Origin of the sequence: Pseudomonas japonica (assembly GCF_013522925.1) — a bacterium.
GTDB lineage: Bacteria > Pseudomonadota > Gammaproteobacteria > Pseudomonadales > Pseudomonadaceae > Aquipseudomonas > Aquipseudomonas japonica_A.
Genome location: NZ_JAAMQU010000013.1, coordinates 91592 through 114279, shown reverse-complemented (window position 1 = coordinate 114279; position 22688 = coordinate 91592). Strand labels below are relative to the sequence as shown.

Sequence of the window (22688 nt, the reverse complement as noted above, 5' to 3'; positions counted from 1 at the left end):
CATGTTCAGCCGCGGGTCGATTGCGGCAGCTCCGCTACCAACCGCAAGGATGCAGTCAGCTCGTCCAATTGATAATGCGGGCGCAGGTATGTCACAGCCTTGTACACGCCTGGCTTGCCGGGGACTTCAGCCACTTCGGAACGCGCTTCGCGCAGTGGGAATTTGGCCTTGGCTTCCTGGCTGGCGGTGTCATCCAGCAGCACGTAGTTGGCCAGCCACTTATTCAGGAAGCGCTCGACATCCTTGCGCGAGGCGAAACTGCCAACCTTGTCCCGCATAATGGCTTTCATGTAGTGGGCAATACGCGAAGTAGCGAAGATGTATTGCAATTGCGCGGAAAGCCGTGCGTTCGCATTAGCAAGGTCCGTGTTGTAGTGCTTCTGTTTCTGTGCCGACTGGGTGGCAAAGAACGCTGCATAGTCGGTGCCCTTGCAATGCACCAATGGGATGAAACCCAAGTCGGAAAGCTCTTTTTCACGGCGGTCGGTAATTGCGATTTCAGTCGGGCACTTGAGCGCGATTTCGCCGTCGTCCGTCTTGAAGGCGTGAGTCGGCAAACCTTCGACCAAACCTCCGCCTTCCACCCCGCGAATGGCAACGCACCAGCCGTAGCGGGAGAAGGCGCTGGTTACTCGGGTGCCCAGTGCATAGGCCGCATTCATCCACAAGTACTTGCCGTGGTCTCGGCCATCGACGCTTTCAACGAAGTTGAATTCTTCGACTGGGGCGGTCTCCGGCCCGTAGGGCAGGCGCCCGAGTACATGGGGGAGTGTCAAGCCTACATAGCGGGAGTCCTCCGAAGTGCGGAAGGACTTCCACTTGGTGTATTCGACCGTGTCGAAGACCTTCGCCAAGTCCCGCGGGCCAGACATGTCTGTAAACGAATCCCAGCCAAATAGCTCCGGCGATGCCGCCGAGATAAAAGGCGCATGAGCTGCGGCAGCTACATGGGAAATCTCTTCGAGGAGATACATGTCCTCGGGGCTGCGGGTGAATTCATAGTCCCCCAGCAACATGCCGAAAGGCGCACCACCGAACGTGCCGTATTCCTCTTCGTAAATTTTCTTGAACAATGCACTCTGGTCGAAATCGGAGGCTGATTTGAGATCACGTACCAGGTCTTTCTTGGAGGCGTTCAGCAAGTGCACCTTTAATGTGGTGCTGGTCTCGGTCTGGTCCACGAGGTACTTCATGCCTCGCCAGGAAGCTTCCAGTCGTTGGAATTCCTGTGAGTGCATGATCTCGTTCATCTGTTCGGACAGCATCGCGTCAATCTCGGCGATCCGCGCATCCAGCACCGCGATCAAATCCTTGTTGGGGGTAAGTTCGCCTTCCAGGACCTGTCCTACCAGCTCGCCGATGAGATCCCGGGTACGGCTACGCTCGGTGTCGGACCGGGCCACGCGGCTTTCGGAAATGATGCTATCCAAGAGGGGGGAATGAGGCGCGAGCGGTTGGGCCGATACAAAAGTTGTGCCCTGTTCGCTCATGTCTGGTTTGTCGTTCATGATCACGCTCCTGCTGACTCGCCGTCGACGGCCGCTCTGCCGAATTCCTGTCCAAGCTCCTTGAGTTTCTCGGTGTTTTGCAGCACGTCCATCAGCAGCTCTTCCAGCTTGTCGTTGCCGCCCATCTTGTTGCGCAGGTCTGCCAGCTTGTTTCGCACTTCAAGAAATTTTCGCAAGGGCTCGACTTGCTTGACCACGTTCTGCGGCTCGAAGTCTTCCATGCGATTGAAGTTGAGCTCTATCCCTAATTGGCTCCCATCCTTGGCCAATGTATTTTCCACCCTATAGCTCAGGCGCGGCTTGATGCCCTTTAGCACCCCGTTGAAGTTGTCGCGGTCGATGTAAACGAATTTGCGGTTCTTCAGCTTCGGCAATGCTTCAAGCGGCTTTCCGCAGAAATCACCCAGCACGCCCACAACGAATGGCAGCTCTTTCTTTTCCTGAGCGTCGCCGATATCCACGTCGTACGTGATATGCACTCTGGGGGCACGAACACGGTTGAGCTTGTGTTGAGTACTTTCCTTCTTCGCCATCGTCATCTCCAATGCGAGCAAGTCGCTGCAAATCGTTTGCTGGTCGGTCCTGGGCGCCGAGTGGGTTAGAGCCCTCATCAGGAGCAAGGCGCGCCGCCGAGCTTCCGTTCAAGTCCAGATACTCTTGGCATCCACTATCTTATGCCTCTCGCAAGGAGGCGCATATTTCCCTGTGAAGCGACTGATTGCAACCCCTGTCTTTTTGCCATCTTCGTTCAATAACGCTCAACTCGCTTTGCTGAAATCCGCAAACTAAGGGCTCTGCAGCAAGACTGGCAGGTCCAAAAAGCCAGGTAGAAAATTTGTAAGCAAAAGTAGCTCTGTAGGAAACGAGGAAGATTCGATGCTTAGTTTGTGGATATATCCAACATTGTTCGAAGTTGTAACGCTTTTTACCTAATCGTAAATAATTATTTCAAGATAGTGCATAAGGCAAATACGATCAGAGTAGGGCGCTTGCCAGCAATTACGGGCTTTTCCGTAGGCGGGCCCGGCTGCCTGCTTTAACGTGCACATGCCCGCGCGATTACTACAGCTTTCTCGCCGGATCCAGAATTGACTCCCTTCCAAGTGACGGTATCGTTTGTCCCTTCAAGCCAAGGGGCAGGACGCCTGGTGCCGCTTGCCCGCGACCCCATACGAAACGGGTAGGGCAGTTCAGTCCTTCAAGTTTCAGGGAGATCAGCATGAGCCGGGCTCGTCACATCATTTTCGCCGCTCGCTCCGAGGTATGCCGCCATGGTTGACCGGAGATTTGTGTGCACCGCAGCCAACCCCTACGGCGGTGACCGTAAGCCCGGCATGCTTGGCTCCGGTTACGCACCCTTCCCCAGCGACATTGGTATGCGAGCATTCCCCAGGCTGGCCCGGCTGGGCGGCTTCTATGAAGTAGACGATCCTTTCCGGTCGTCGCTCGCCACTTCTTGCCCGGCTATTCACGGCCCGCGAAGGGCAATCGTGGTTGGGCGGAGAGGTGAGGAGATCTACACCGACGAGCTGGTTCGGGTGAGCGATTAACTTTCCATGATCCGTACCAGTATCTACGACCGTCTGTCCCAGCCAGCCCCTTTCGCTACGGATTCACGTCCGCAGCCAGCCGTGTCACCGGAACCCATGGCACCAAGGGTGAGCAAGCCGAACGCAGTCGCCCTTAGCGATGCCCCGAGCATTTTCACTTTTGGAGCTTTCAGGTTCGCCTTTCCCGTCGGCGCCGTGGTCAGCGAAATTGACGCCACCGTATTGGTCGGCAACGAGCCTGGCAAGGTTTACATACAGCGCCAGGCCGTGCCGAAGCAGCAGTCCCTGGACGAAGTTTTCGCTGCGGCGTTGACGGGTTTGCGCCAGCGCTACCTGGGCTTGCGTGTGATTCGCGAAGGCCTGGGCAGCTTGGCGGGTAACAAGGCCCTTACCTTGGATTTCCATTTCTCTGATGGCGAGCTAGAGCGGCACGGCCGTCTGCTGGGCGCGCTTGTCCCTCTGGCCGGTCGGCAGGAACGGCAATGGTTGGGCATCCACTGCGTCTTCAACCCTCAAAACCCGTCGCTGGAAAGCTGGCCGCTGGATTTCGAGCATTTGCTTGCAGGCCTGGCGGCCTGCTGACGCCTTTTCATTCGTTCAAAAGAACAGCCTTTAACATGGACTATCACTGCCAGGAAGGAAGCTTCTGGCTGCCTGAAGGTTTTCAAGACCGTACCGTCAACATGTTCGTGCTCGGCGCCAGCGTGCCTGGCCCACTGAGCATTACTTTGTCCCGAGACACCCACCTGCAGGGCGAGGACCTGGCCGATTACCTGAAGCGTCAGCTCAAACAACTCGCCGCCAAGCTGCCCGGCTACACCGTGCTCGAACAGCGCGAGGTGCTTCTTGGAGTTGCTGCACCTGTCGCCGGGCTGCAGATCGATGCCTATTACCTGAATAGCAAGCGCCCGATTCACCAGCGCCAGGCAGCGTTCTTCACCGGCTGCGGCCGGGTACTGGTGTTCGCCTGCACTTCCCAGACAGATTTCACTGCACAGCAGCGTTGCGAGTGGGACCAGCTGCTGGCCAGCTTCACCCCACGCGGTCTGGATCAAAACGATCCGACTGGCGCTGGCGAGCAGGAGTAGCCGGATGCTCGCAGCAGCCCGCCTCTACGACGGCATCGAACATACCGGCGCCCTGGCCGGGCTGGTCCTTGGCGCGGTGGCCGGCGTTGCGCTGGTCACTGCCGTGGCCTTCACCTTCGCCACCGGCGGCCTGGGCGGCTTTCTGATCGCCATGGCCGCCGGCGTGGCCGGGTCCAGCCTGGCGGCGGCGGGGGAGTCGCTGGGCAGCCTGTGCAGCTCGGCGGCGGGGGTCATCGAATCAGGCTCACCGGACATATTCATCAATGGCCGGCCCGCAGCCCATGTCGAACACAGCATCGCCCTGTGCGACCAGCATCCGCCCACCGTGCAGGTGGCCGAAGGCTCGCCCACGGTGCTCATCAACGGCCAGGCCGCGGCGCGCAAGGGCGACCGGCTCAGCTGCGGTGCGCGCATCGCCGGCGGCTCGTCGAACACCTTCATCGGTGGCGGCACCCGCACCTACCTGCCGATCACTGACGAAGTGCCTGCCTGGCTGCGCTACTCCACGGACATCCTGATGGGCATCGCCGGCGGCGCCAGCGTGGTGCGCAGCGTCTTCAAGCGGGGGCTGCAACAGGGCATCAAGGCCGCGCTGCCCTGTGCCGGGCGCTTTCTGGCCGGAGTGTTGGCCGGCGATGCGCTGGTGCGCTTTGGCCTGGCGCCGCTGGCCTCCAGGGTACTGGGCGGCCAGTTCGGCCACCCGGTGGACACCACCACCGGGCGCAAGCTGCTGCCCGAGGAAACCGACTTCGTACTGCCCGGGCTGATGCCGATCGAGTGGTCGCGTTTCTATGCCAGCGACATTGCCGCCGTTGGCGCGCTGGGCCGTGGCTGGGTGCTGCCCTGGGAACAGAGCCTGAGCCGCTGCGGGTCGTTTCTCTACCTGAGCGACAGCCAGGGCCGCAGCGTGCCCTTTGTCACCCTCGAGCCCAACCAGCGCATCTTCAACCCCCACGAACAGCTGTACCTGGTACGCACCGCGGGCGGGCGCTACCTGCTGCAGACCCTGGACGATGTGTTCTTCCATTTCGGCGAGGTGCCCGATGACGACGTCCCCGTGCCGTTGCAGCGCATCGAGAACGCCCAGGGCCATTACCTGCACTTCACCCGCCACGCCGACGGACGCCTGACCGACCTCACCGCCACCGGCGGGCAGCGCGTGCACCTGCACTACGACCACCCCCTGGGCCGGCTCACCGAGGTCAGGCGCATCGACGGCGACCGCGCCGTGGAAACCCTGGTGCAGTACCGCTACGACGCCGCCGGGCACCTGCTCGACGTGGTCAACCGCAATGGCGACCTGGTGCGCCGCTTCGGCTATGGCGACGACGGCCGGATGATCCGCCACGACAATGGCCTGGGCTTGAGCTGCCACTACCGCTACGCGGTGCTCGGCGGCCAGCCACGGGTGGTGGAGCACTGGACCAGCGACGGCGAACGCTTCCACTTCCATTACGACCTGGCCGCGCGCACCACCACCGTCACCGACGTGCTCGGCCGACAGGCCCAAGTGCACTACGACGCCGGTCACCGCGTAGTGGCCAGCACCGACCTTGACGGCGAGCGCTACGCCATCGACCTGGACCCCTACGGCAACCTCACCGGCCTGACCCTGCCCGACGGCAACCGCCTCACCCTGGCCTACGACGAGCACGGCCGGCTGACCGAGGAAACCGACCCGCTCGGGCGCAGCACCCGCTACCGCTACCACTTTCTCAGCACCCGGGTGCGCCAGGTCGATTACCCCGACGGCACCTGCCGGGTGGCCGACTACGACAACCAGGGCCATCTGATCGGCGAGATCGACCCCCTGGGCCAGGCCACCGAATACCTCAACAGCCCTGACGGCCTGCCGCACACCATCATCAATGCCCACCACCAGCGCACCCACCTGTGGTGGAACGCCTGCGCTCAGGTAGTGCGCTACCAGGACTGCTCCGGCCACGCCACCGTCTACGGCTACAACGAACGCGACCAGCTCACAGCCATCACTGATGCGCAGGGGCACACCACCACCTTCGAGCGCAACGCCACGGGCGACGTGCTGCGCCTCCACCACCCCGATGGCAGCCACGAAACCTTTACCTACAACGTCCATGGCCAGCTGCTGAGCCACGCCAACGGCAAGGGCCAGCTCACCCGCCTGCAGCGCAACGCCCGCGGCCTGCCCATTGGCCGCCAGGCCCCCAGCGGCCAGCGCACCGAATACACCTACGACGCGGCCCAGCGCCTGAGCGCACTGATCAACGAAAACAACGCCGCCTACCGCTTCTGTTACGACGCCAGCGACCGGCTGATCGAAGAGCAGCGCATCGACCGGCTCACCCGGCGCTTTCGCTACACCCTAGGTGGCCAACTGGCCGAGCTGACGGAAATCGGCCACGGCGAGCAGGGCGAGCGCCCCGAACGCAGTACCACCTTCGAACGCGACACCCTTGGCCGGCTGCAGGCCAGGGTCACCGATGACGCCCGCCTGGCCTACACCTACGACAGCGCCGACCGGGTGGTGGCCATCGCCCGCACGCCCACCGCCTGCGGCAAGCGGCGGGGCGTGAGCGAAGAAACCCTCGGTTTTGCCTACGACCCGCTCGGCCGGTTGACCCGCGAATCCAGCCCCCAGGGCACCCTCAGCTACGACTACGACGCGCTGCATAACCTCACCACCCTCGGCCTGCCCGGCGGCCAGCAGCTCAACCACCTGTATTACGGCAGCGGCCACCTGCACCAGCTCAACCTCGACGGCCAGGTGATCAGCGACGTTCAGAGGGACACATTGCACCGCGAGGTCTACCGCACCCAGGGCCGCCTCACCAGCTGCTTTGGCCATGACGCCCTGGGCCGTCGCGCCTGGCAGTTCGCCTCGACCCTGCCCGCCGACAAGCTCGCCGGCGTGCTGGGCGATGCCAGCCTCAGCCTGCTGGTCGACCACCCCTACAACCCGATCCACCGCCGCTACACCTACGACCGCGCCGGCGAGCTCACCCGCGTGCTCGATAACCTGCGCGGCGAAACCCGCTACCTCCACGATGCCCGCGGCCAGCTGCTGGGCCGCGAAACCGGGCACCCGCTGGACAGCGAAGCCTTCCGCTACGACGCCGCCGCCAACCGCCTGGACTACACCGCCCCGGTGTTCGCCCAGGTCAATGACAACCGCCTGGCCCACTGGCGCGACCAGACCTACCGCTACGACCCCTGGGGCAACCTGATCGAAAAGCGCAGCGGGCACACCCAGCTGCAGCACTTCACCTACGACTGCGAGAACCGCCTGGTCCGCGCCGACACCTGGCGCAACGGCCAACACCACAGCACCGGCCGCTACCAGTACGACAGCCTCGGCCGGCGCGTGGCCAAGCACAGCGAGCGCGGCGGCCACACCGCATCCACCCGCTTCCTCTGGCAAGGCCTGCGCCTGCTGCGCGAAGACACCCCGACGGCCAGCCGGCTCTACCTCTACGAGCCCGACAGCTACGCGCCCCTGGCCCGGGTCGATCAGGTCGAAGGCGAAGCTCAGCAGGTGTACTACTTCCACACCGACGTCATCGGCACCCCGCTGGAACTGACCAACGCCGACGGCGAGATCGTCTGGCAGGCCCGCTACCGCTGCTGGGGCGAGATCGACGCGCTCACCGTGAACACGGTGGAACAGCACCTGCGCTTCCAGGGCCAGTACTTCGATGCCGAAACCGGGCTGCACTACAATACCTTCCGGTACTACGACCCCGAGGTCGGCCGCTTCACCACCCAGGACCCGATCGGGCTGCTGGGCGGGGACAACCTCTACCAGTACGTGCCGAGCCCGGTGGGGTGGGTGGATCCTTGGGGGTGGTCAGCGTGTGGGCCGAACAAGAAGACGAGTTATGAAGGTGTAAGCCGCCGGGATGCGTTTAGACAAGCGAAAAGGGATGCGGGGATACCTAATGGCCAGAGTCCGAGTATAAGTAAGCCTTATTTAGAGGATGGCTATGGGAAACCAATCCTGGGTAAATATGGGTTGCCTATAGAGACGCGCCAGTATCATTATGTCAATCGAAAAGGTGAGAAGGTAATTATTCAGGAACATAGCCTCGGCCATAGCAAGGCCACGCCTTCACATGGTGCGGAACCACATTTCAATGTTCGTCCCTGGAATAACACAAAAACCGGGGATGTTTCTGGTACGCATGGACACTACAACTTTCCGTGGAGACATAAATGAACTTATTGGATGTTGTGCACCACAAAGAGTTTCTCGACCGGATTTTCCCCGATGGGATTTCTGAGAAGATAGTTGTTGCGCAAGTCTCAGTAGATTCATTTGGAAGTACAGAGCTTGGTATTCATGTCAGGAAAAAACCTGCTATTAATATCCCTAAGTGGGGGGAGTGGGGTGAGGACTACAATACTATTGTAATAAAAGCGATTGGTGTAACGGTGAAAAGTCTGACTGTGATCAATATCCAGAAGGCTGCTTACGCCGATTTCTCTATAGCTGAGTGTGCTGATGGCTATCTATTGAGTCAATCTAACGGCTCTTGGAGCATTGAGTTGGTATTCGAGAGTCTAATGTTCCACCGTTGTGTGGTTTACTTGGACGGAGCTGAAGATTTTTGAGAGTGCGGCCCAAGAAATATGCCGCGATTGAAATGAAAAAAATCTTAATTAACAGTTAAAATCGGCATAATGATCGAGTGTATATGTAGCGCCCGCTAAGAATAAGTCTCTCAGTCAGTTGGGGGCTGAAGTTAAGTGTGATATGAAAAAAGGAAGGGGTAGAGACCACGTAGCAACGGATGTGCCGCGAATAGATTGGAGTGGAAAACAAATCCACGTTATCACACTAAAGAATTGACAGTGCGAGGAGGCGTCGATTTGCTGAATCTTAAAATAGTGAAAGGAAATAGAATGTTAAAGGAAAATAAAGTTATTCAGTTTACCGGGGAGCAGGCTTTAGAAATTATTTCACAGGTTGAGTACATTCTTATTTCGTTGTGTAACATCGCTAGATATTACTATCATGGCGATACAAATGAGGTGCTCGACAGGAGCGCCTATGAAAAAAAACAACTAATTTTCTAGATAAGAACTCTGTTGCAGACCGCTTGTCCCAAGTGCGCAAACTGATTTGCGAAAAATTCGATAGCGAGCTGGGAGAGGGTGGCGTGGACGATATGGAAAGTTTTCTCGAGAATTTAAGTTATTGGAGTAAGCCTGGGGATTGATTAAGGTCAGTCTGTGTTGGAATAATAGGTAAGTGTTTAAGAGGACCATTACAGTTATTAGGAAAGAAAATGAACTGGACGGATATTCCATGCAATGAGCTTTTGCGGCGCATTTTTCTAGTCCACCAGAAGTTGGTAAGATAGATATATTTGACGTTCATGTAGATAGAGAGGGGCCGACGGTAAATGTGGGGTTCGATCTTGTAGATCTGTTGCCAGACAATGCCCCGGAGAAATGGGGAAAGGATTTCAATCGGTGCAGAATGGGAATATATTGCTTTGGCGTCACTGAGCTTTCGATATCCGGTTTGGCGGCTAATATAGTAGCAAAGATAAATTTTGAGATGGGCGATGGAGGAGTTCGTGTATTTATAACGAGTGATAAATTTAATCTTACTCTCACTTGCCTGGACGTAAGCGTGACTGGGCCTTCGGTCTATAAGAGTATTGAAAGGGGCGGGTATGATCTTCCCGCTCCTTGAGCGCTGGCCAGGTAGTGCGACCGCAGCGGCAGCACCGCCCACACCGCTTTCTATCGAAGCCCTGCGCCTCCCGCGCCAGGGAACAACCCTGAAATAAAAACCTCACCAAGCGGCCTAGTCTCCAACCCCCCTCACCTAACCCGCCCCAACGTCTCCCCCGGGCACTCCAGAAACAACTCTCGATACGCCTGCGCAAACCTACCCAAGTGCCAGAACGAATAGCTCATCGCAACCTCGGCCACGGTGGTATCCCCCGGCCCCGCTGCCAACAGCGCTTGGCGCGCCAGGTTGAGCCTGCGCATCCGCAACCACACCGTAGGCGGCATGCCTACGCATTCGGCGAAGGCCAGACGTAGTTGCTGGAAAGAGGCGCCGGCGATTTCGGCCAATTCCACCGCGCTGAACTGTTCGGTGGGGTAAGCGCTTACACGGTCGAACACCTGCTGCACGATGCGCCTGTGCTTTCGCACCCGGTGGATGGTCGAGGACTGCTGCGCCTGGGCGGATTGTTCCAGTACGAACAGGCAGTCGTCCGCCAACTGCTCGGCGAGGAGCGCGCTGGTCTCGGCGTTTTCGTCGGCGGTGGCGGCGATACGCCCGAGCATGGCGCTGAGCCAACCCATGAACACGGCGCCATGGCTGGATTTGAGCGGGGTGAGCAGCAGGTCTTCGAAGGTGCGATGCAGGTTCAGCGCCCGTAGTTGGCCCGTGGGCACTACCACCGCGATTTCCCGGTAATTCTCTGGCGTAATCCACAAGTTCTGGGTGCTGGCATCGAGCAGGTATAGCGCGGCATCGGCCATGTCGAAGCTGAACACCAAGGCATCGCCGGGTGCCTTGTAGTACTGCTCGATGCGGGTGTTCATGTGCTCTTCGTATACCTGAACGCCGCCGAGTTCGGCTTCGATCAGGCGGCCCTTGAACTGCCCCGCCGACATCTGCGCGTAGTGCAGGTGCCAGCCGGTGTTGGAGGCGCCTTGTTGGTCCGCGGCAACGGTATCTACGACCTTGACCGACATGGAGACACATTTTGTATTGAAGGGGAGGCCGTCACCGTAGCAGCCGGGCTTGCCCGCGACAAGGTGTTACCCACCGCACCAAAAAAGGGCGAACACAAACGGCGAAAGTGGATAGACCGCTCGCGCGCCCATCCCCCAGCATGGCCTCAGCGAACCGGCAGCGCGCCGGCGCACCCGCACAATCGCCTAGAAGATGGCAGAGGCCACATGAACAGCAGCGTCAAAGCCCCCCTCACCGAGTGGTTAAGAACTTACGGCATCACCGAAGTGGAATGCGTGGTCAGCGACCTGACCGGCATTGCCCGCGGCAAGATCCTGCCCACCAACAAGTTTCTCGATGAGCACGGCATGCGCTTGCCTGAAAGCGTGCTGCTGCAAACGGTGACCGGCGACTATGTCGACGACGACATCTATTACAGCCTGCTGGACCCCGCCGACATCGACATGACCTGCCGTCCCGATCCCCAAGCCGCGTATGTGCTGCCTTGGGCCATCGAGCCGACTGCGATGGTGATCCACGACACCTTCGACCGTTATGGCAACCCCATTGAGCTGTCGCCGCGCAACGTGTTGAAAAAGGTATTGGCGCTTTACGCCGAGCAAGGCTGGCGCCCAGTGGTGGCCCCGGAGATGGAGTTCTACCTTACACAGCGTTGCGATGACCCGGACTTGCCGCTGCAAGTGCCCTTGGGCCGTTCCGGCCGGCCGGAAAGCGGGCGGCAATCCTTCTCGATCGAGGCGGCCAACGAGTTCGACCCGTTGTTCGAAGATGTCTACGACTGGTGCGAAGCCCAGGGCCTGGACCTGGACACGCTGATCCACGAAGACGGCCCAGCGCAGATGGAAATCAACTTCCGTCACGGCGATGCCCTCGACCTTGCGGACCAGATCACCGTGTTCAAGCGCACCATGCGTGAGGCCGCGCTCAAGCACAACGTCGCCGCTACCTTCATGGCCAAGCCGATCACCGACGAGCCAGGCAGCGCCATGCACATCCACCAGAGCGTGGTAGACATCAACACCGGTGAAAGCGTGTTCAGCACCGCTGAAGGCGAGGCCAGCGCCCTGTTCCTTCACCACATCGGTGGCCTGCAGCGCTACATCCCCGAAGTGCTGCCGCTGTTCGCGCCGAACGCCAACTCGTTCCGCCGCTTCCTGCCGGATACGTCTGCCCCAGTGAACGTGGAGTGGGGTGAGGAAAACCGCACCGTGGGCCTGCGCGTGCCGGGCTCTACGCCGCAAGCGCGCCGGGTGGAAAACCGTTTGCCGGGCGCCGATGCCAACCCCTACCTGGCGATTGCAGCCAGCTTGCTGTGTGGCTACCTGGGCATGATGGAAGGCTGCGAGCCGAGCGCGCCCGTGCAGGGCCGAGGCTATGAGCGCCGCAACCTGCGCCTGCCGCTGACCATCGAAGACGCCCTGGAGCGCATGGAAGGCAGCGCCGCGCTAAGCCGCGTATTAGGGGCTAAATTCGTTCAGGGCTACGCCGCGGTAAAGCGCGCGGAGCACGAAAACTACAAGCGGGTCATCAGTTCGTGGGAGCGTGAGTTCCTGATGATGAGTGTTTGACCGGGCCCACCTTCCTACCCTTGTTGGAGGCACCATGAAGTCAGTTGTTGCTGCGTTTTGTTTGCCGGCGGTATTGATCGGCGCCATTGCCCAGGCCCATGCCGAGGGCGGCACCGTGAAGATTTACAACTGGACGGACTACATTGGCCCGACCACCCTCGAAGACTTCGAAAAAGCCACCGGCATCAAGCCGACCTACGACGTGTTCGACTCCAACGAAACCCTCGAGGGCAAGTTGGTGACCGGGCACACCGGCTATGACGTGGTGGTGCCGTCCAACCACTTCCTGGGGCGGCAGATCAAGGCCGGTGCCTTCCAGAAGCTGGACCGCAGCAAACTGCCCAACTGGAAAAACCTCGACCCGCAGTTGATGAAGCAACTGGAAGCCAACGACCCGGGCAACCAGTACGCCGTGCCTTACCTGTGGGGCACCAACGGCATCGGCTACAACGTGGACAAGGTGAAGAAGGTACTGGGCGTCGACAAGATCGACTCCTGGGCCGTGCTGTTCGAGCCCGAGAACATCAAGAAGCTGAAGCAGTGTGGCGTGTCCTTCATGGACTCTCCGGATGAGCTGTTCCCGGCCATGCTCAATTACATGGGCCTGGACCCGCGCAGCGAATCGCCCGCCGATTACAAACGCGCGGCGGAGAAGCTCAAGACCGTTGCACCTTATGTGACCTACTTCCACTCGTCCAAATACGTGAGCGACCTGGCCACCGGCGACATCTGCGTAGCGTTCGGTTATTCCGGCGACGTGATCCAGGCCGCGAACCGCGCCAAGGAAGCGAACAACGGGGTGAACGTGGCCTACGCCGTGCCCAAGGAAGGCGGCAACGTGTGGTTCGACATGCTGGCCGTGCCCAAGGACGCCGAGCACCCGGACCAGGCCATGGCGTTCATCAACTACGTGCTAGACCCGAAAGTGATCGCCAACATCAGCGAAACTGTGGGCTATGCCAACCCCAACCTGGCCTCAAATCCCCTGATGGGCGAAGAGATTACCGGCAACCCGGGCATTTACCCGCCGCCTGAAGTGATGGCCAAGTTGTATATCTCGAAAGAACTCCCCAAGGACGTCATGCGCTTGATGACCCGTGAGTGGATCGACGTTAAACGCACGGGCCGTTGAAGGAATTGCTCATGTCTACCGCATTGCCGCACACCGGCTCTTACTACGCGGCCTCCGTGCCGCCAGCAGCGCCGCGCGCGGCTTTGCAAAACCACGTTACCGCCGATGTCTGCGTAATCGGCGGCGGCTTTACCGGCGTGAACACCGCGCTGGAGCTTGCCGAGCGTGGCTTGTCTGTAGTGCTGCTGGAGGCTCAGCGAATCGGCTGGGGCGCCAGTGGCCGCAACGGCGGGCAACTGATTCGCGGCCTGGGCCACGATGTGAGCCGCTTCTCCGATTTGCTCGGCCAGGACGGCATACGCTTCCTGCACGATGCTGGCGCGGTGTCGGTGGACATCGTGCGCCAGCGCGTGGAGCGCAATGGCCTGGACTGCGACTTGCGCTGGGGCTATTGCGACCTTGCGAACACCGCGCGCCATTGGCAGGGGCTGCAAGAGGAACTGAATGACCTTCAGGCGCAGGGTTATCCACATGCCCTGCGGCTGGTGGAAAAGCGCAACCTGCATGAAGTGGTGGCCTCCGACGTTTACGAAGGCGGGCTGATCGACATGGGCTCGGGCCACTTGCACCCGCTCAAGCTGATTCAGGCCGAGGCGGCGCTGGCCGAGAAGCAGGGTGTGCGCATCTACGAAGGCAGCTTCGTGCGCCGTATCGAAAAAGGCCCGAAGGTTCAGGTGTTCACCGACCACGGCCAGGTTACGGCCAGCCACTTGGTACTGGGCTGTGACGCATTTCTTGAAAACCTTGAGCCGGCCCTCGAAGGCAAGCTGCTGCCGGCCGGTAGCTACGTGATCGCGACCGAGCCTTTGGGTGAGGAGCGTGCAAGGGCGTTGATCCCGCAGAACATGGCGCTGTGCGACCAGCGTGTTGCGCTCGATTACTACCGGCTTACCGCGGATCATCGGCTTCTGTTTGGCGGGGCGTGCCATTACTCGGGGCGCGATCCGGCGAACATCGCCGATTACATGCGGCCGAAAATGGAACGGGTATTCCCGCAGCTCAAGGGTGTGGGCATCGAATTCGACTGGGGCGGCATGATCGGCATCAGCGCCAACCGCTTCCCGCAGATCGGCCGGTTGCCCAGCGCGCCGAACGTTTATTACGCGCAGGGCTATTCGGGGCACGGCCTTAACGTGACGCACTTTGCCGCGCGGATCATTGCCCAGGCCATCGCCGAGCAGGAGAGCCGCGCGGTCGACCTGTTCGGGCGCGTGCCGCACCGGACGTTCCCTGGGGGTAAACGGCTGCGCTCGCCACTGTTGGCGCTGGGGATGTTGTGGTACCGCTGTAAGGAGCTCATCTAGCGGCACCGGTGAACCCGTGCATTTCATGCAGCAATGAACTGCACTTGGAGGGAATAGTGTGCTTGGTGCGTAGCAATCATGCTGTCGGTCTCACTTAACAGGAGCCGACTCATGGTCAGCGTCATTATGTTCTCCGCTCCGGGCGGGCCTGAAGTACTCGAAGCCCACGAGCAGGACCGCCCCACACCGGGCCCGGGCCAGGTGCTGATCGACCAACAGGCCATCGGTATCAATTACCTGGACGTCACCCAGCGCAACGGCGCCGTGCCGGTACCCCTGCCTTCGGGCCTGGGGCTGGAGGGCGCGGGCGTGGTCGCCGCGGTGGGCGAGGGCGTTACCTCGGCCAAGGTAGGTGATCGAGTGGCTTATGCCACCGGCCCGTTGGGCGCCTACGCCAGCTGCCGGGTACTGCCGGCAGAAAAGCTGGTTCCGCTACCGGCTTCGGTCAGCTGTGAAGACGCCGCCGCCGTGCTGTTCAAGGGCATTACCGCGCAGTACCTGCTCAAAAGCACGTATCCCGTTGGGCCCGGTACCGTCATGGTGCTGTACGGCGTGGCCGGTGGCCTTGGGGCAATCATGGCCTCATGGGCCAAGCATCTGGGCGCGACGGTGATCGGGGTGGTTTCGCGCGAAGCGAGCGTGGCCAAGGCCAAGGCGCTGGGTTGCGACGAGGTGCTGGTATTCAATGCCGCGTCGCTCGCCGAGCAGGTGGCGGCGTTCACTCAGGGCCAAAAGGCTGATGTGGTGTACGACCCGATCGGCCGCGACACCTTTGCAGCCTCGCTGGATTGCCTCAAGCCACGCGGCCTGATGGTGTCGTTCGGGGCGTCTTCCGGCGCGCCGGCGGCGGTGGAAGTCAGCACCTTGAACGCCAAGGGCTCGCTATTCCTCACCCGGCCCTCCATCGTGGCCCATACGGCAACCCCGGGCGAATATCAGGCCCGCGCCCAGGACGTGCTCGCGGCCTTGGAGGCGAGGATCATCCAGCCCCGCGTCTGCCGCACCTACCCACTGCATGAGGCAGCACAAGCCCATGCCGATCTGGAAAGCGGGCGCACGTCGGGGACGCTGTTGCTGATCCCGTGAGTGGGGCTGGGGTATAGTCCGCCAGCCCCCTTGGTAAGGAACCGCCTGTGCTCACGCCCGACAGCCGCCATACGGATGAAATCGCCGCGTTGCTCGCGGTGGCGGCGCAGGGCTCGTTCGTGGCGGCCGGCCGGCACTTGCAGCGGCACGCAACCATTGTGTCCAAGCGCGTGGCCTCCATGGAGGCGCGGCTGGGCGTTCGGTTGGTAGAACGCAGCACTCGCCAGGTTCACCTCACCGATGCCGGCGCACGGCTGGTGGCACGCTTGCGGCTGGCCACCGAGCTGATGGTCGAAGCGCAGCAGGAAGCCGCCAGTGGCGCCGCGCAGGTGGGTGGCCATTTGCGCCTGGCCGTGCCTGCGGCCATGGGGCGGCTTTGGCTGGCGCCTCGTTTGCCAGCCTTTCTTGCCGTGCACCCCGGGGTGACGGTCACGGTGGATTACAGCGAGCGCTTTGTGGATGTGATCGGCGAAGGCTTTGACCTGGCCATTCGTATCGGCGACCTGGACGATAACCGCCTGGTGGCCCGCCGGGTTGGCGAGCACCGTCGCATTCTCTGCGCAGCCCCTTCCTATATCGAGCGCCACGGCTGGCCGCACACGCCGGCCGCGCTGGCGGAACATAACTGCCTGGCGTTCAGCGGACTTGCAGCCTACCCCGACTGGCAATTGTTCAAAGGCACCGAGCGCTGTGTAGTGCGGCCGCAAGGCTCGTTGGTGTCCAACGACAGCGAGTCGCTGCTCAGCGCGGCATTGGCCGGTACGGGCATCCTTGGCGCGGGCGCCTGGCTGTTCAGCCGGGGCCTGGCCAGCAAGGCGCTGGTCAGGGTGTTACCGGAGTGGGAGCTGGGCGCCAGGGGCGGGATCTACCTTGTGCGGCCATCGGCCAAGTTCGCCTCTGCCGCTACGCTTGCCCTGAAGGCGTGGCTTGAGGGTCAGTTCGGTAGTGCGGGCGATTGGTAAACGCTCGCCGCCGGGGCAGGCGCTGGAAAATCCAGGCACGCCGCTACACCAGGGTTCGCTGCCTCGAAACGCAGCGTACCGTTCAGTTGTCGGCTCAGCGAACGCATGATGGTCATGCCCAGCGAGCGCCCCTTGCGAGGGTCGAGGCCCTGGGGCAGGCCTGGCCCGTAATCGCGCACCTGCAAGCAGAAACCCCCTTCGGCGGCCAACAGTGAAACATCCACCACCCCCGCAAGTGCATCGGGGTACGCGTACTTCAACGCATTGGTGATCATCTCGTTGGCGATCAGCGCCAAGGGCGTGGCGTTGTCCAGCGACAGCGGCAGGGGTTGCGCCTGAAGGTTGAACGCCACCTGAGGGGCCGTCGCCCTGGCGCTGTCGATCACGCCTTCAATGTAGGCGGCGGCATCTACGGCCTCGGCTTCGTCTGCGCGGTACAGCTTTTCATGCACGCTGGCGATACTGGCGATCCGCGCGGACATGTCCAGCAGCGCCGAACGGGTTTCCGCGTGGGTCGCGCGGCGCTGTTGAAGCTGGATCAGGCTGCTGATCAATTGCAGGTTGTTCTTGGTGCGGTGGTTCACCTCGGCCAGCAAGGTTTCGTTACGCCGCAGCACGTCTGCCTGTACCCGCAGCGTGCGGCGTAGCTCCAGCTGGGTCATCACCTGGTTGGCCAAGGTTTTCAAGGCAAAGCGTTGGTCGTCCGTGAGCTCGCGCGGAACGGTATCGAGGATGCACAGGGTACCGATGCCATACCCGTCCGAGGTTTCCAGCAGGCAGCCCGCGTAAAAACGCAGCCCGGCTTCGGCGGTTACCAGTGGATTTTCACGCATGCGTGGGTCTTCGCGCAGGTCGCGGATTACCGTAACGCCTGGTTGCAGCAGCACATGACGGCAGATGGAAACATCCAGCGGGGTTTCGCGAATGCCAAGGCCCACTTCGGCCTTGAACCACTGCCGGTGCTCTTCGATCAGGTTCACTACCGAAATAGGCGCGGCGCAAATGCGGGATGCGAGGGCCACCAGGTCGTCGAAATCGGCTTCGCGCGGCGTATCCAGAATACCGAAGCCACGAAGCGCGGCGAGCCTGGCCTGTTCAGCGTGCTGAATTTCAGCACCCAGCATTGCGGACATCATGAACCTCGGCACAACTGTGGTGTGCATGGCGGTGAAGTGAACCCTGGAATCAAAGCCTCCACGGCGCTTGGCCCGGGATTGTTTCACAGCCGGGAGGTCGCGTATCGGGGCGGCCCGCCCAAAGGCCTGCGGCTCGTCGGACCGTGGCGGCAAATGCTATTAAAACGCCTTGAGTCGCCGATACAGCGAAGAGACCACGTGGTGCCCGCTATGATTCGAAAAATTTCAGTCACCGAGCTGACCGTCGGCATGTTTTTACATGAGGCCGTAGGCAGTGGCATTACCCAGTCGCTGTGGAAGGTAGGTTTCAAGGTCCAACACCCTGTGGACCTTGAGCGTATTCTGGCCAGCGGTATTGCTGAAGTGTACATCGACACGTCCAAGGGCCTGGATGTGGAACCGCGCGTGGCAGCCGTGCAGCCGCCGCCTGCGCCCTCGATTGGCTTGCAGGCTGAAGTGGACCAGGCCCTCGCCGTGTGTGCCCGGGCCAAGCGGGCAGTGGCCAGCATGTTCAACGACGCTCGCCTGGGCCAGGCCATCAGTAATGAGGCTGCCGTTGCGGTGGTCGAAGAAATTGCCGCGTCGGTCATGCGCCACCCTCATGCGTTGATCAGCCTCGCCCGCCTGAAGACGGCGGACGAATACACCTACATGCACTCGGTGGCTGTGTGCGGCCTGATGGTGGCCCTGGCCCGCCAGCTTGGCCAGGCCGATGCTGATGTGCTCGAAGCTGGCACCGCTGGCCTGTTGCATGACATTGGCAAGATGGCGATCCCGCTGGACATTCTGAACAAGCCCGGCCGCCTCACGGACGACGAGTTTCAGGTCATTCGCGCACACCCCTTGGGTGGGCTGGACATTCTGCGCCGTAGTGGCTTTTTGAGCGTGGCAGCGATCGACGTTTGCCTGCATCACCACGAGAAATACGACGGCACCGGCTACCCCCATGGGCTGCAAGGGGAGGCCATCAGCCCGATGGCGCGGATGGCGGCCATTTGTGACGTGTACGACGCGGTAACCTCCGCTCGGCCGTACAAAAAACCCTGGGGGCCGGCGCATTCGCTCAAAGAGATGGCCTCCTGGAAGGGGCACTTCGATACCCACCTTTTCCAGGCCTTTGTGCGCACTGTTGGGATATACCCGGTGGGCGCCCTGGTGCGGCTGGCCAGTGATCGCCTGGCGGTAGTGGCGGAGCAGAACGACGGCGCCCTGCTGGCGCCCCGTGTGGTACTGCTGCTGGACTGCAAACGGCGGCAATTGCTGGCGCCGCAAAGCCTCGACCTCACCACCGGCGAGGACCGTATCGTGCGGATCGAAACCGCGGAAGCCTGGGGGCTGCCAGAGCTGGATCGGGCATGGTCGGGCCTTGCCGCGCAGCGCTACCCCTTGTTCGAGTGAAGAAGGGAAGGGGAAACTTGCGCCGCAAGGGTGACTAACGTGCGATAAACCCGCAAAATGGTCAGTCTTTTCGTGGCCCCGGCCATGCTGAACCCTTCGGATTGGACCTGTTGACTCTATGCGAATGCGCCTAATGCTGTTGGGCGGCGGTAGCGCCCTTGGTCAAGCGCTGATTCGCCAAGGGGCGGAGGAAGACATCGGCTTCCTTGCCCCGCGCCCACCGGACACCGGCTGGGACGCCCCGAGCCTGACCCAACTGCTCGACGACACCCGCCCGGATGCACTGGTTAACCTTGCCTATTATTTCGACTGGTTTCAGGCGGGCGAAGTAAGCGAAGCCCGGTTGGCTGGCCAGGAACGGGCCGTGGAGCGGCTGGCCGAACTCTGCCAGCACCACGGTATCGTACTGGTGCAGCCGTCGAGCTACCGCGTGTTCGACGGCTCGCGCGCCACAGCCTACAGCGAAAAAGACGAGCCCTTGCCGCTGGGTACCCGTGGGCAGGCCTTGTGGCGTATCGAGCAAAGCGTACGCGCCATTTGCCCCCAGCATGTGTTGTTGCGCTTCGGCTGGTTGCTCGATGACAGCCCCGACGGCTTGCTCGGCCGCTTCCTCAGCCGCGCCGAAACCGCTTCGCAGGTGTTGCTGGCCGATGACCGCCGCGGTAACCCGACGCCGGTGGACGACGCCGCCCGCGTCATTCTGTCGGTGCTCAAGCAACTCGATTGCGCCGCGCCGCTATGGGGTACCTATCACTACGCCGGTAACGAGGCTACCACTGCAGTGGCGCTGGGCCAGGCCATTCTGGCGGAAGCCGCTGGTATGCGGCAGTTGAGCGTTCAGGCACCCACCCCGCAAGCGCATGCCGCCCGGGCCGACGCCGCGGACGAGCCGCAGCATGCTGTGCTGGCCTGCAAGAAAATCCTCCATACCTTTGGTATCAAGCCCCGCGCCTGGCGCGCCGGTTTGCACACCTTGCTGGACCGGTATTACCGCCATGGCTGAACGCCCCATACTGATCACTGGCGGTGCCGGTTTCATCGGCTCGCACCTGGTAGACGCACTGCTTGCACGTGGGCACGCCGTGCGAGTGCTCGATAACCTGTCCACTGGCAAGCGCGAAAACCTGCCCATGGACCATCCCGGCCTGCAACTGTGCGTTGGTGACGCGGCCGATCCCGCCTTGCTCGCCGAGGCCGCCAAGGGTTGCAGCGCCGCCGTGCATCTGGCCGCAGTAGCGTCGGTCCAGGCCTCGGTAGAGGACCCGGTCGGCACCCACCGAAGCAACTTCATGGCCACGCTCAACCTGTGCGAAGCCCTGCGCGCCAATGGCGTGCGCCGGGTGCTTTTCGCGTCCAGCGCGGCGGTGTACGGCAATAACGGTGAAGGCCAGGCCATCAGCGAAGCAGTGCCCAAGGCGCCGCTCACCCCCTACGCCGCAGACAAACTGGCAAGCGAGCATTACCTGGACTTCTACCGGCGCGAGCATGGGCTGGAGCCGGTGGTGTTTCGCTTCTTCAATATCTACGGCCCGCGGCAAGACCCTTCCTCGCCTTATTCAGGCGTGATCAGCATCTTCGCGGAACGGGCACGGGCCGGCTTGCCGATCACCTTGTTCGGCGATGGCGAGCAAACTCGGGATTTCTTCTATGTAGAAGACTTGGTTGGCCTGTTGGTGCAGGCCCTTGAAGGCGAATACGTGGAAAGCGGGCCGTTCAATGTGGGGCTGAACCAGGCCACGTCGCTCAACCGCCTGCTCGAAGCCCTTGGCTCAGTGCTGGGCAGTTTGCCTCCCGTGAGCCACCTCGCCCCGCGGGCTGGCGATATCAAGCACTCCCGGGCGGACAACACGCGGCTGCTGGCGCATTTCCAGCTGGGCAGCGTTACCCCACTGGAAATCGGCCTGCGGCGCCTGTTGGGCGATCAGAATTTGTAGCCCAGCCCCACCATGTACACCCAAGGGTCAACGTCCACGTTGACCTTGGTACGGCCCACCCCTAGGGCTGTTGGGCCGTCTACGCTGGCCTTGGTATTGATATCGGCGTACCACACGGCGGCGTTGAACATCACATGGTCGGTCAGCATGTAATCCACGCCCACCTGGCCGGCCAGGCCGATGGAATCCTGCAGCTTGAAGTGGCTGAAGCCCTGGGCTTTTCGTTCGCTGCTCAAGTCTTCGTCGAAGAACAGCGTGTAGTTCACACCGATACCGGCATAGGGCTGGAAGCGTGAGGTGGGCGCCATCGGGTAATACTGCAGCGAGAGGGTCGGCGGCAATTGGCGGATATCCCCCAGCTTGCCATCCAGCCCGTCGATGCCGGTGGCCGCGCTGATGCCTTTCACGCCTACACGGTGCTGGAACGGCGTGGCCGCCAACAGCTCCACGCCGATATGGTCCGTGAGCATATAGGCGAAGGCCAGGCCCAGCTGAGTGTCGCCATCCAGTGTGGCGCGGGTGCCACCGATTCGCGCGCCATCGAGCTTCAGCTCGCCGCTGTCCTCGTTGGGCGATACTTTCGCGGCACCGGCGCGGAGGATGAAGTCCCCAGCCTGGTGGGCGAACGCGGCGGGGGCAGCCAGTGCCAGGGCAAGGGTAGCGGCACCGAATACAAACGTTTTCATGAAGGCTCCATTGGCAGACGAATGCGTTCAATCCTGAACGCCCGCCGCGGAGCAACCATTGACCCAGCTCAATAAACGCCCGCCACGCCCCTGCGACGGGGTGCCGCACCGGGCGGTTCAGTCCGGCAGTTCGTAGGCGAAAATCTTCTGCGCCTCCATCTGGTACCCCGCTTCGGCCAGCTCGCTGCTGGTGGTTTTTACCTGCATTGCACCTTCCACCCAATAGGGCTGATACAGCTCTTCCACCTTCACCCCCAGCTCGGACACCACGTGCACGATCTGGTTGGAGGGCGGCGGCGGCACATGGATGCAGGCGCCGTAATACGGCACCAGCAGAAAGTCCGTGGTGCGGCCGTCCTCGTTCACCTCCAGCGGCACGATATAACCGGGCAGCCGCACATGCTGGCCGTCCAGCGCCTTCACCACCGGCGTATGGGTCGCCAACTGGTGCGCGGCCGGGGCGGCTTCGGCCAGGCCGGTGCCGAGGGTCGACAGGTCGTGCATCGGTGTCATTACCGGGGCGATCTTCGGCGCATCGGGCGGCACCAGTGCTTCCCACGTAAGTACACGGGTGGCTTCGGCATGGGCGGTACTCGCAACCGCCAGCATCAAGGCTAACAACAGGCGCATGAGCGC

Annotated in this window: 19 protein-coding genes and 1 pseudogene; 14 read left to right on the top strand and 6 right to left on the bottom strand. The window is 61.6% G+C overall.

Going from position 1 to position 22688, the window contains the following annotated elements; all coding sequences use genetic code 11:
- Positions 1 to 5: 5 nt before the first annotated feature.
- Positions 6 to 1508 (bottom strand): type VI secretion system contractile sheath large subunit, encoded by a 1503-nt coding sequence (gene tssC / locus G7016_RS20160; RefSeq protein ID WP_181117502.1) that lies wholly within the window; start codon positions 1506 to 1508, stop codon positions 6 to 8.
- Positions 1509 to 1510: 2 nt separating this feature from the next.
- Complete coding sequence (gene tssB, locus G7016_RS20155; protein ID WP_181117501.1) at positions 1511 to 2041, bottom strand: type VI secretion system contractile sheath small subunit; 531 nt, start codon at positions 2039 to 2041, stop codon at positions 1511 to 1513.
- A gap of 738 nt (positions 2042 to 2779) precedes the next feature.
- Here tssB and G7016_RS20150 point away from each other — a divergent pair.
- The 6 genes and pseudogenes from G7016_RS20150 to G7016_RS25645 form a co-directional block, all read left to right on the top strand.
- On the top strand, positions 2780 to 3058 hold the full coding sequence (locus G7016_RS20150; protein ID WP_181117500.1) for a hypothetical protein: 279 nt from the start codon (positions 2780 to 2782) through the stop codon (positions 3056 to 3058).
- A gap of 195 nt (positions 3059 to 3253) precedes the next feature.
- On the top strand, positions 3254 to 3640 hold the full coding sequence (locus G7016_RS20145; protein WP_181117499.1) for a hypothetical protein: 387 nt from the start codon (positions 3254 to 3256) through the stop codon (positions 3638 to 3640).
- Between the two features lie 35 nt (positions 3641 to 3675).
- Positions 3676 to 4146: a DcrB-related protein gene (locus tag G7016_RS20140; RefSeq protein ID WP_181117498.1), complete on the top strand. Its 471-nt coding sequence runs from the start codon at positions 3676 to 3678 to the stop codon at positions 4144 to 4146.
- Positions 4147 to 4150: 4 nt separating this feature from the next.
- On the top strand, positions 4151 to 8341 hold the full coding sequence (locus G7016_RS20135; RefSeq protein WP_181117497.1) for an RHS repeat-associated core domain-containing protein: 4191 nt from the start codon (positions 4151 to 4153) through the stop codon (positions 8339 to 8341).
- Entirely contained in the window at positions 8338 to 8736 is a 399-nt protein-coding gene (locus G7016_RS20130) for a hypothetical protein (protein ID WP_181117496.1), read from the top strand. The genes G7016_RS20135 and G7016_RS20130 overlap by 4 nt, the downstream gene beginning before the upstream one ends.
- Positions 8737 to 9466: 730 nt before the next feature.
- A pseudogene (locus G7016_RS25645) lies at positions 9467 to 9826 on the top strand (immunity 50 family protein); the annotation flags it as partial.
- Between the two features lie 131 nt (positions 9827 to 9957).
- Here G7016_RS25645 and G7016_RS20120 read toward each other — a convergent pair.
- A complete protein-coding gene (locus tag G7016_RS20120; protein WP_181117495.1) occupies positions 9958 to 10845 on the bottom strand; it encodes a helix-turn-helix domain-containing protein in 888 nt (295 codons plus the stop codon).
- Between the two features lie 207 nt (positions 10846 to 11052).
- Here G7016_RS20120 and G7016_RS20115 point away from each other — a divergent pair, with 207 nt between their 5' ends.
- From G7016_RS20115 to G7016_RS20095, 5 genes are all read left to right on the top strand, one after another.
- Positions 11053 to 12414: a glutamine synthetase family protein gene (locus G7016_RS20115; RefSeq protein WP_181117494.1), complete on the top strand. Its 1362-nt coding sequence runs from the start codon at positions 11053 to 11055 to the stop codon at positions 12412 to 12414.
- A 34-nt stretch (positions 12415 to 12448) separates the two neighbouring features.
- Positions 12449 to 13546, top strand: coding sequence for a polyamine ABC transporter substrate-binding protein (locus G7016_RS20110; RefSeq protein WP_181117493.1), 1098 nt, complete (start codon positions 12449 to 12451; stop codon positions 13544 to 13546).
- Between the two features lie 11 nt (positions 13547 to 13557).
- A complete protein-coding gene (locus G7016_RS20105; protein ID WP_181117492.1) occupies positions 13558 to 14850 on the top strand; it encodes an NAD(P)/FAD-dependent oxidoreductase in 1293 nt (430 codons plus the stop codon).
- Positions 14851 to 14961: 111 nt separating this feature from the next.
- Positions 14962 to 15936 (top strand): quinone oxidoreductase family protein, encoded by a 975-nt coding sequence (locus tag G7016_RS20100; protein WP_181117491.1) that lies wholly within the window; start codon positions 14962 to 14964, stop codon positions 15934 to 15936.
- Positions 15937 to 15983: 47 nt separating this feature from the next.
- On the top strand, positions 15984 to 16898 hold the full coding sequence (locus G7016_RS20095; protein WP_181117490.1) for a LysR family transcriptional regulator: 915 nt from the start codon (positions 15984 to 15986) through the stop codon (positions 16896 to 16898).
- Here the strand turns inward: G7016_RS20095 and G7016_RS20090 are convergent.
- The gene (locus tag G7016_RS20090) at positions 16871 to 18022 is read right to left on the bottom strand and encodes a sensor histidine kinase (RefSeq protein ID WP_181117489.1); all 1152 of its coding nucleotides are present in this window, start codon (positions 18020 to 18022) and stop codon (positions 16871 to 16873) included. The genes G7016_RS20095 and G7016_RS20090 overlap by 28 nt on opposite strands.
- 222 nt (positions 18023 to 18244) lie before the next feature.
- On the opposite strand from G7016_RS20090, the gene G7016_RS20085 reads away from it, so the two are divergent.
- The 3 genes from G7016_RS20085 (at position 18245) to G7016_RS20075 (ending at position 21366) form a co-directional block, all read left to right on the top strand.
- A complete protein-coding gene (locus G7016_RS20085) occupies positions 18245 to 19432 on the top strand; it encodes an HD-GYP domain-containing protein (protein ID WP_181117488.1) in 1188 nt (395 codons plus the stop codon).
- A 118-nt stretch (positions 19433 to 19550) separates the two neighbouring features.
- Positions 19551 to 20435 carry a sugar nucleotide-binding protein gene (locus G7016_RS20080; RefSeq protein ID WP_181117487.1) on the top strand — a complete coding sequence of 295 codons (885 nt, stop codon included), beginning with the start codon at positions 19551 to 19553 and terminating at the stop codon, positions 20433 to 20435.
- Positions 20428 to 21366: an NAD-dependent epimerase/dehydratase family protein gene (locus G7016_RS20075; protein WP_181117486.1), complete on the top strand. Its 939-nt coding sequence runs from the start codon at positions 20428 to 20430 to the stop codon at positions 21364 to 21366. The genes G7016_RS20080 and G7016_RS20075 overlap by 8 nt, the downstream gene beginning before the upstream one ends.
- Here the strand turns inward: G7016_RS20075 and G7016_RS20070 are convergent.
- Both G7016_RS20070 and G7016_RS20065 read right to left on the bottom strand, forming a co-directional pair.
- Positions 21354 to 22052, bottom strand: coding sequence for an OmpW/AlkL family protein (locus G7016_RS20070; RefSeq protein WP_181117485.1), 699 nt, complete (start codon positions 22050 to 22052; stop codon positions 21354 to 21356). The genes G7016_RS20075 and G7016_RS20070 overlap by 13 nt on opposite strands.
- 117 nt (positions 22053 to 22169) lie before the next feature.
- Positions 22170 to 22682, bottom strand: coding sequence for a DUF3299 domain-containing protein (locus G7016_RS20065; RefSeq protein WP_181117484.1), 513 nt, complete (start codon positions 22680 to 22682; stop codon positions 22170 to 22172).
- Positions 22683 to 22688 lie beyond the last annotated feature (6 nt).

Coding starts and splice junctions, on each gene's coding strand:
- tssC (WP_181117502.1), bottom strand. CDS start 1,508: ATGAACGACAAACCAGACATGAGCGAACAGGGCACAACTTTTGTATCG.
- tssB (WP_181117501.1), bottom strand. CDS start 2,041: ATGGCGAAGAAGGAAAGTACTCAACACAAGCTCAACCGTGTTCGTGCC.
- G7016_RS20150 (WP_181117500.1), top strand. CDS start 2,780: ATGGTTGACCGGAGATTTGTGTGCACCGCAGCCAACCCCTACGGCGGT.
- G7016_RS20140 (WP_181117498.1), top strand. CDS start 3,676: ATGGACTATCACTGCCAGGAAGGAAGCTTCTGGCTGCCTGAAGGTTTT.
- G7016_RS20135 (WP_181117497.1), top strand. CDS start 4,151: ATGCTCGCAGCAGCCCGCCTCTACGACGGCATCGAACATACCGGCGCC.
- G7016_RS20130 (WP_181117496.1), top strand. CDS start 8,338: ATGAACTTATTGGATGTTGTGCACCACAAAGAGTTTCTCGACCGGATT.
- G7016_RS20120 (WP_181117495.1), bottom strand. CDS start 10,845: ATGTCGGTCAAGGTCGTAGATACCGTTGCCGCGGACCAACAAGGCGCC.
- G7016_RS20115 (WP_181117494.1), top strand. CDS start 11,053: ATGAACAGCAGCGTCAAAGCCCCCCTCACCGAGTGGTTAAGAACTTAC.
- G7016_RS20110 (WP_181117493.1), top strand. CDS start 12,449: ATGAAGTCAGTTGTTGCTGCGTTTTGTTTGCCGGCGGTATTGATCGGC.
- G7016_RS20105 (WP_181117492.1), top strand. CDS start 13,558: ATGTCTACCGCATTGCCGCACACCGGCTCTTACTACGCGGCCTCCGTG.
- G7016_RS20100 (WP_181117491.1), top strand. CDS start 14,962: ATGGTCAGCGTCATTATGTTCTCCGCTCCGGGCGGGCCTGAAGTACTC.
- G7016_RS20090 (WP_181117489.1), bottom strand. CDS start 18,022: ATGCTGGGTGCTGAAATTCAGCACGCTGAACAGGCCAGGCTCGCCGCG.
- G7016_RS20085 (WP_181117488.1), top strand. CDS start 18,245: ATGATTCGAAAAATTTCAGTCACCGAGCTGACCGTCGGCATGTTTTTA.
- G7016_RS20080 (WP_181117487.1), top strand. CDS start 19,551: ATGCGAATGCGCCTAATGCTGTTGGGCGGCGGTAGCGCCCTTGGTCAA.
- G7016_RS20075 (WP_181117486.1), top strand. CDS start 20,428: ATGGCTGAACGCCCCATACTGATCACTGGCGGTGCCGGTTTCATCGGC.
- G7016_RS20070 (WP_181117485.1), bottom strand. CDS start 22,052: ATGAAAACGTTTGTATTCGGTGCCGCTACCCTTGCCCTGGCACTGGCT.
- G7016_RS20065 (WP_181117484.1), bottom strand. CDS start 22,682: ATGCGCCTGTTGTTAGCCTTGATGCTGGCGGTTGCGAGTACCGCCCAT.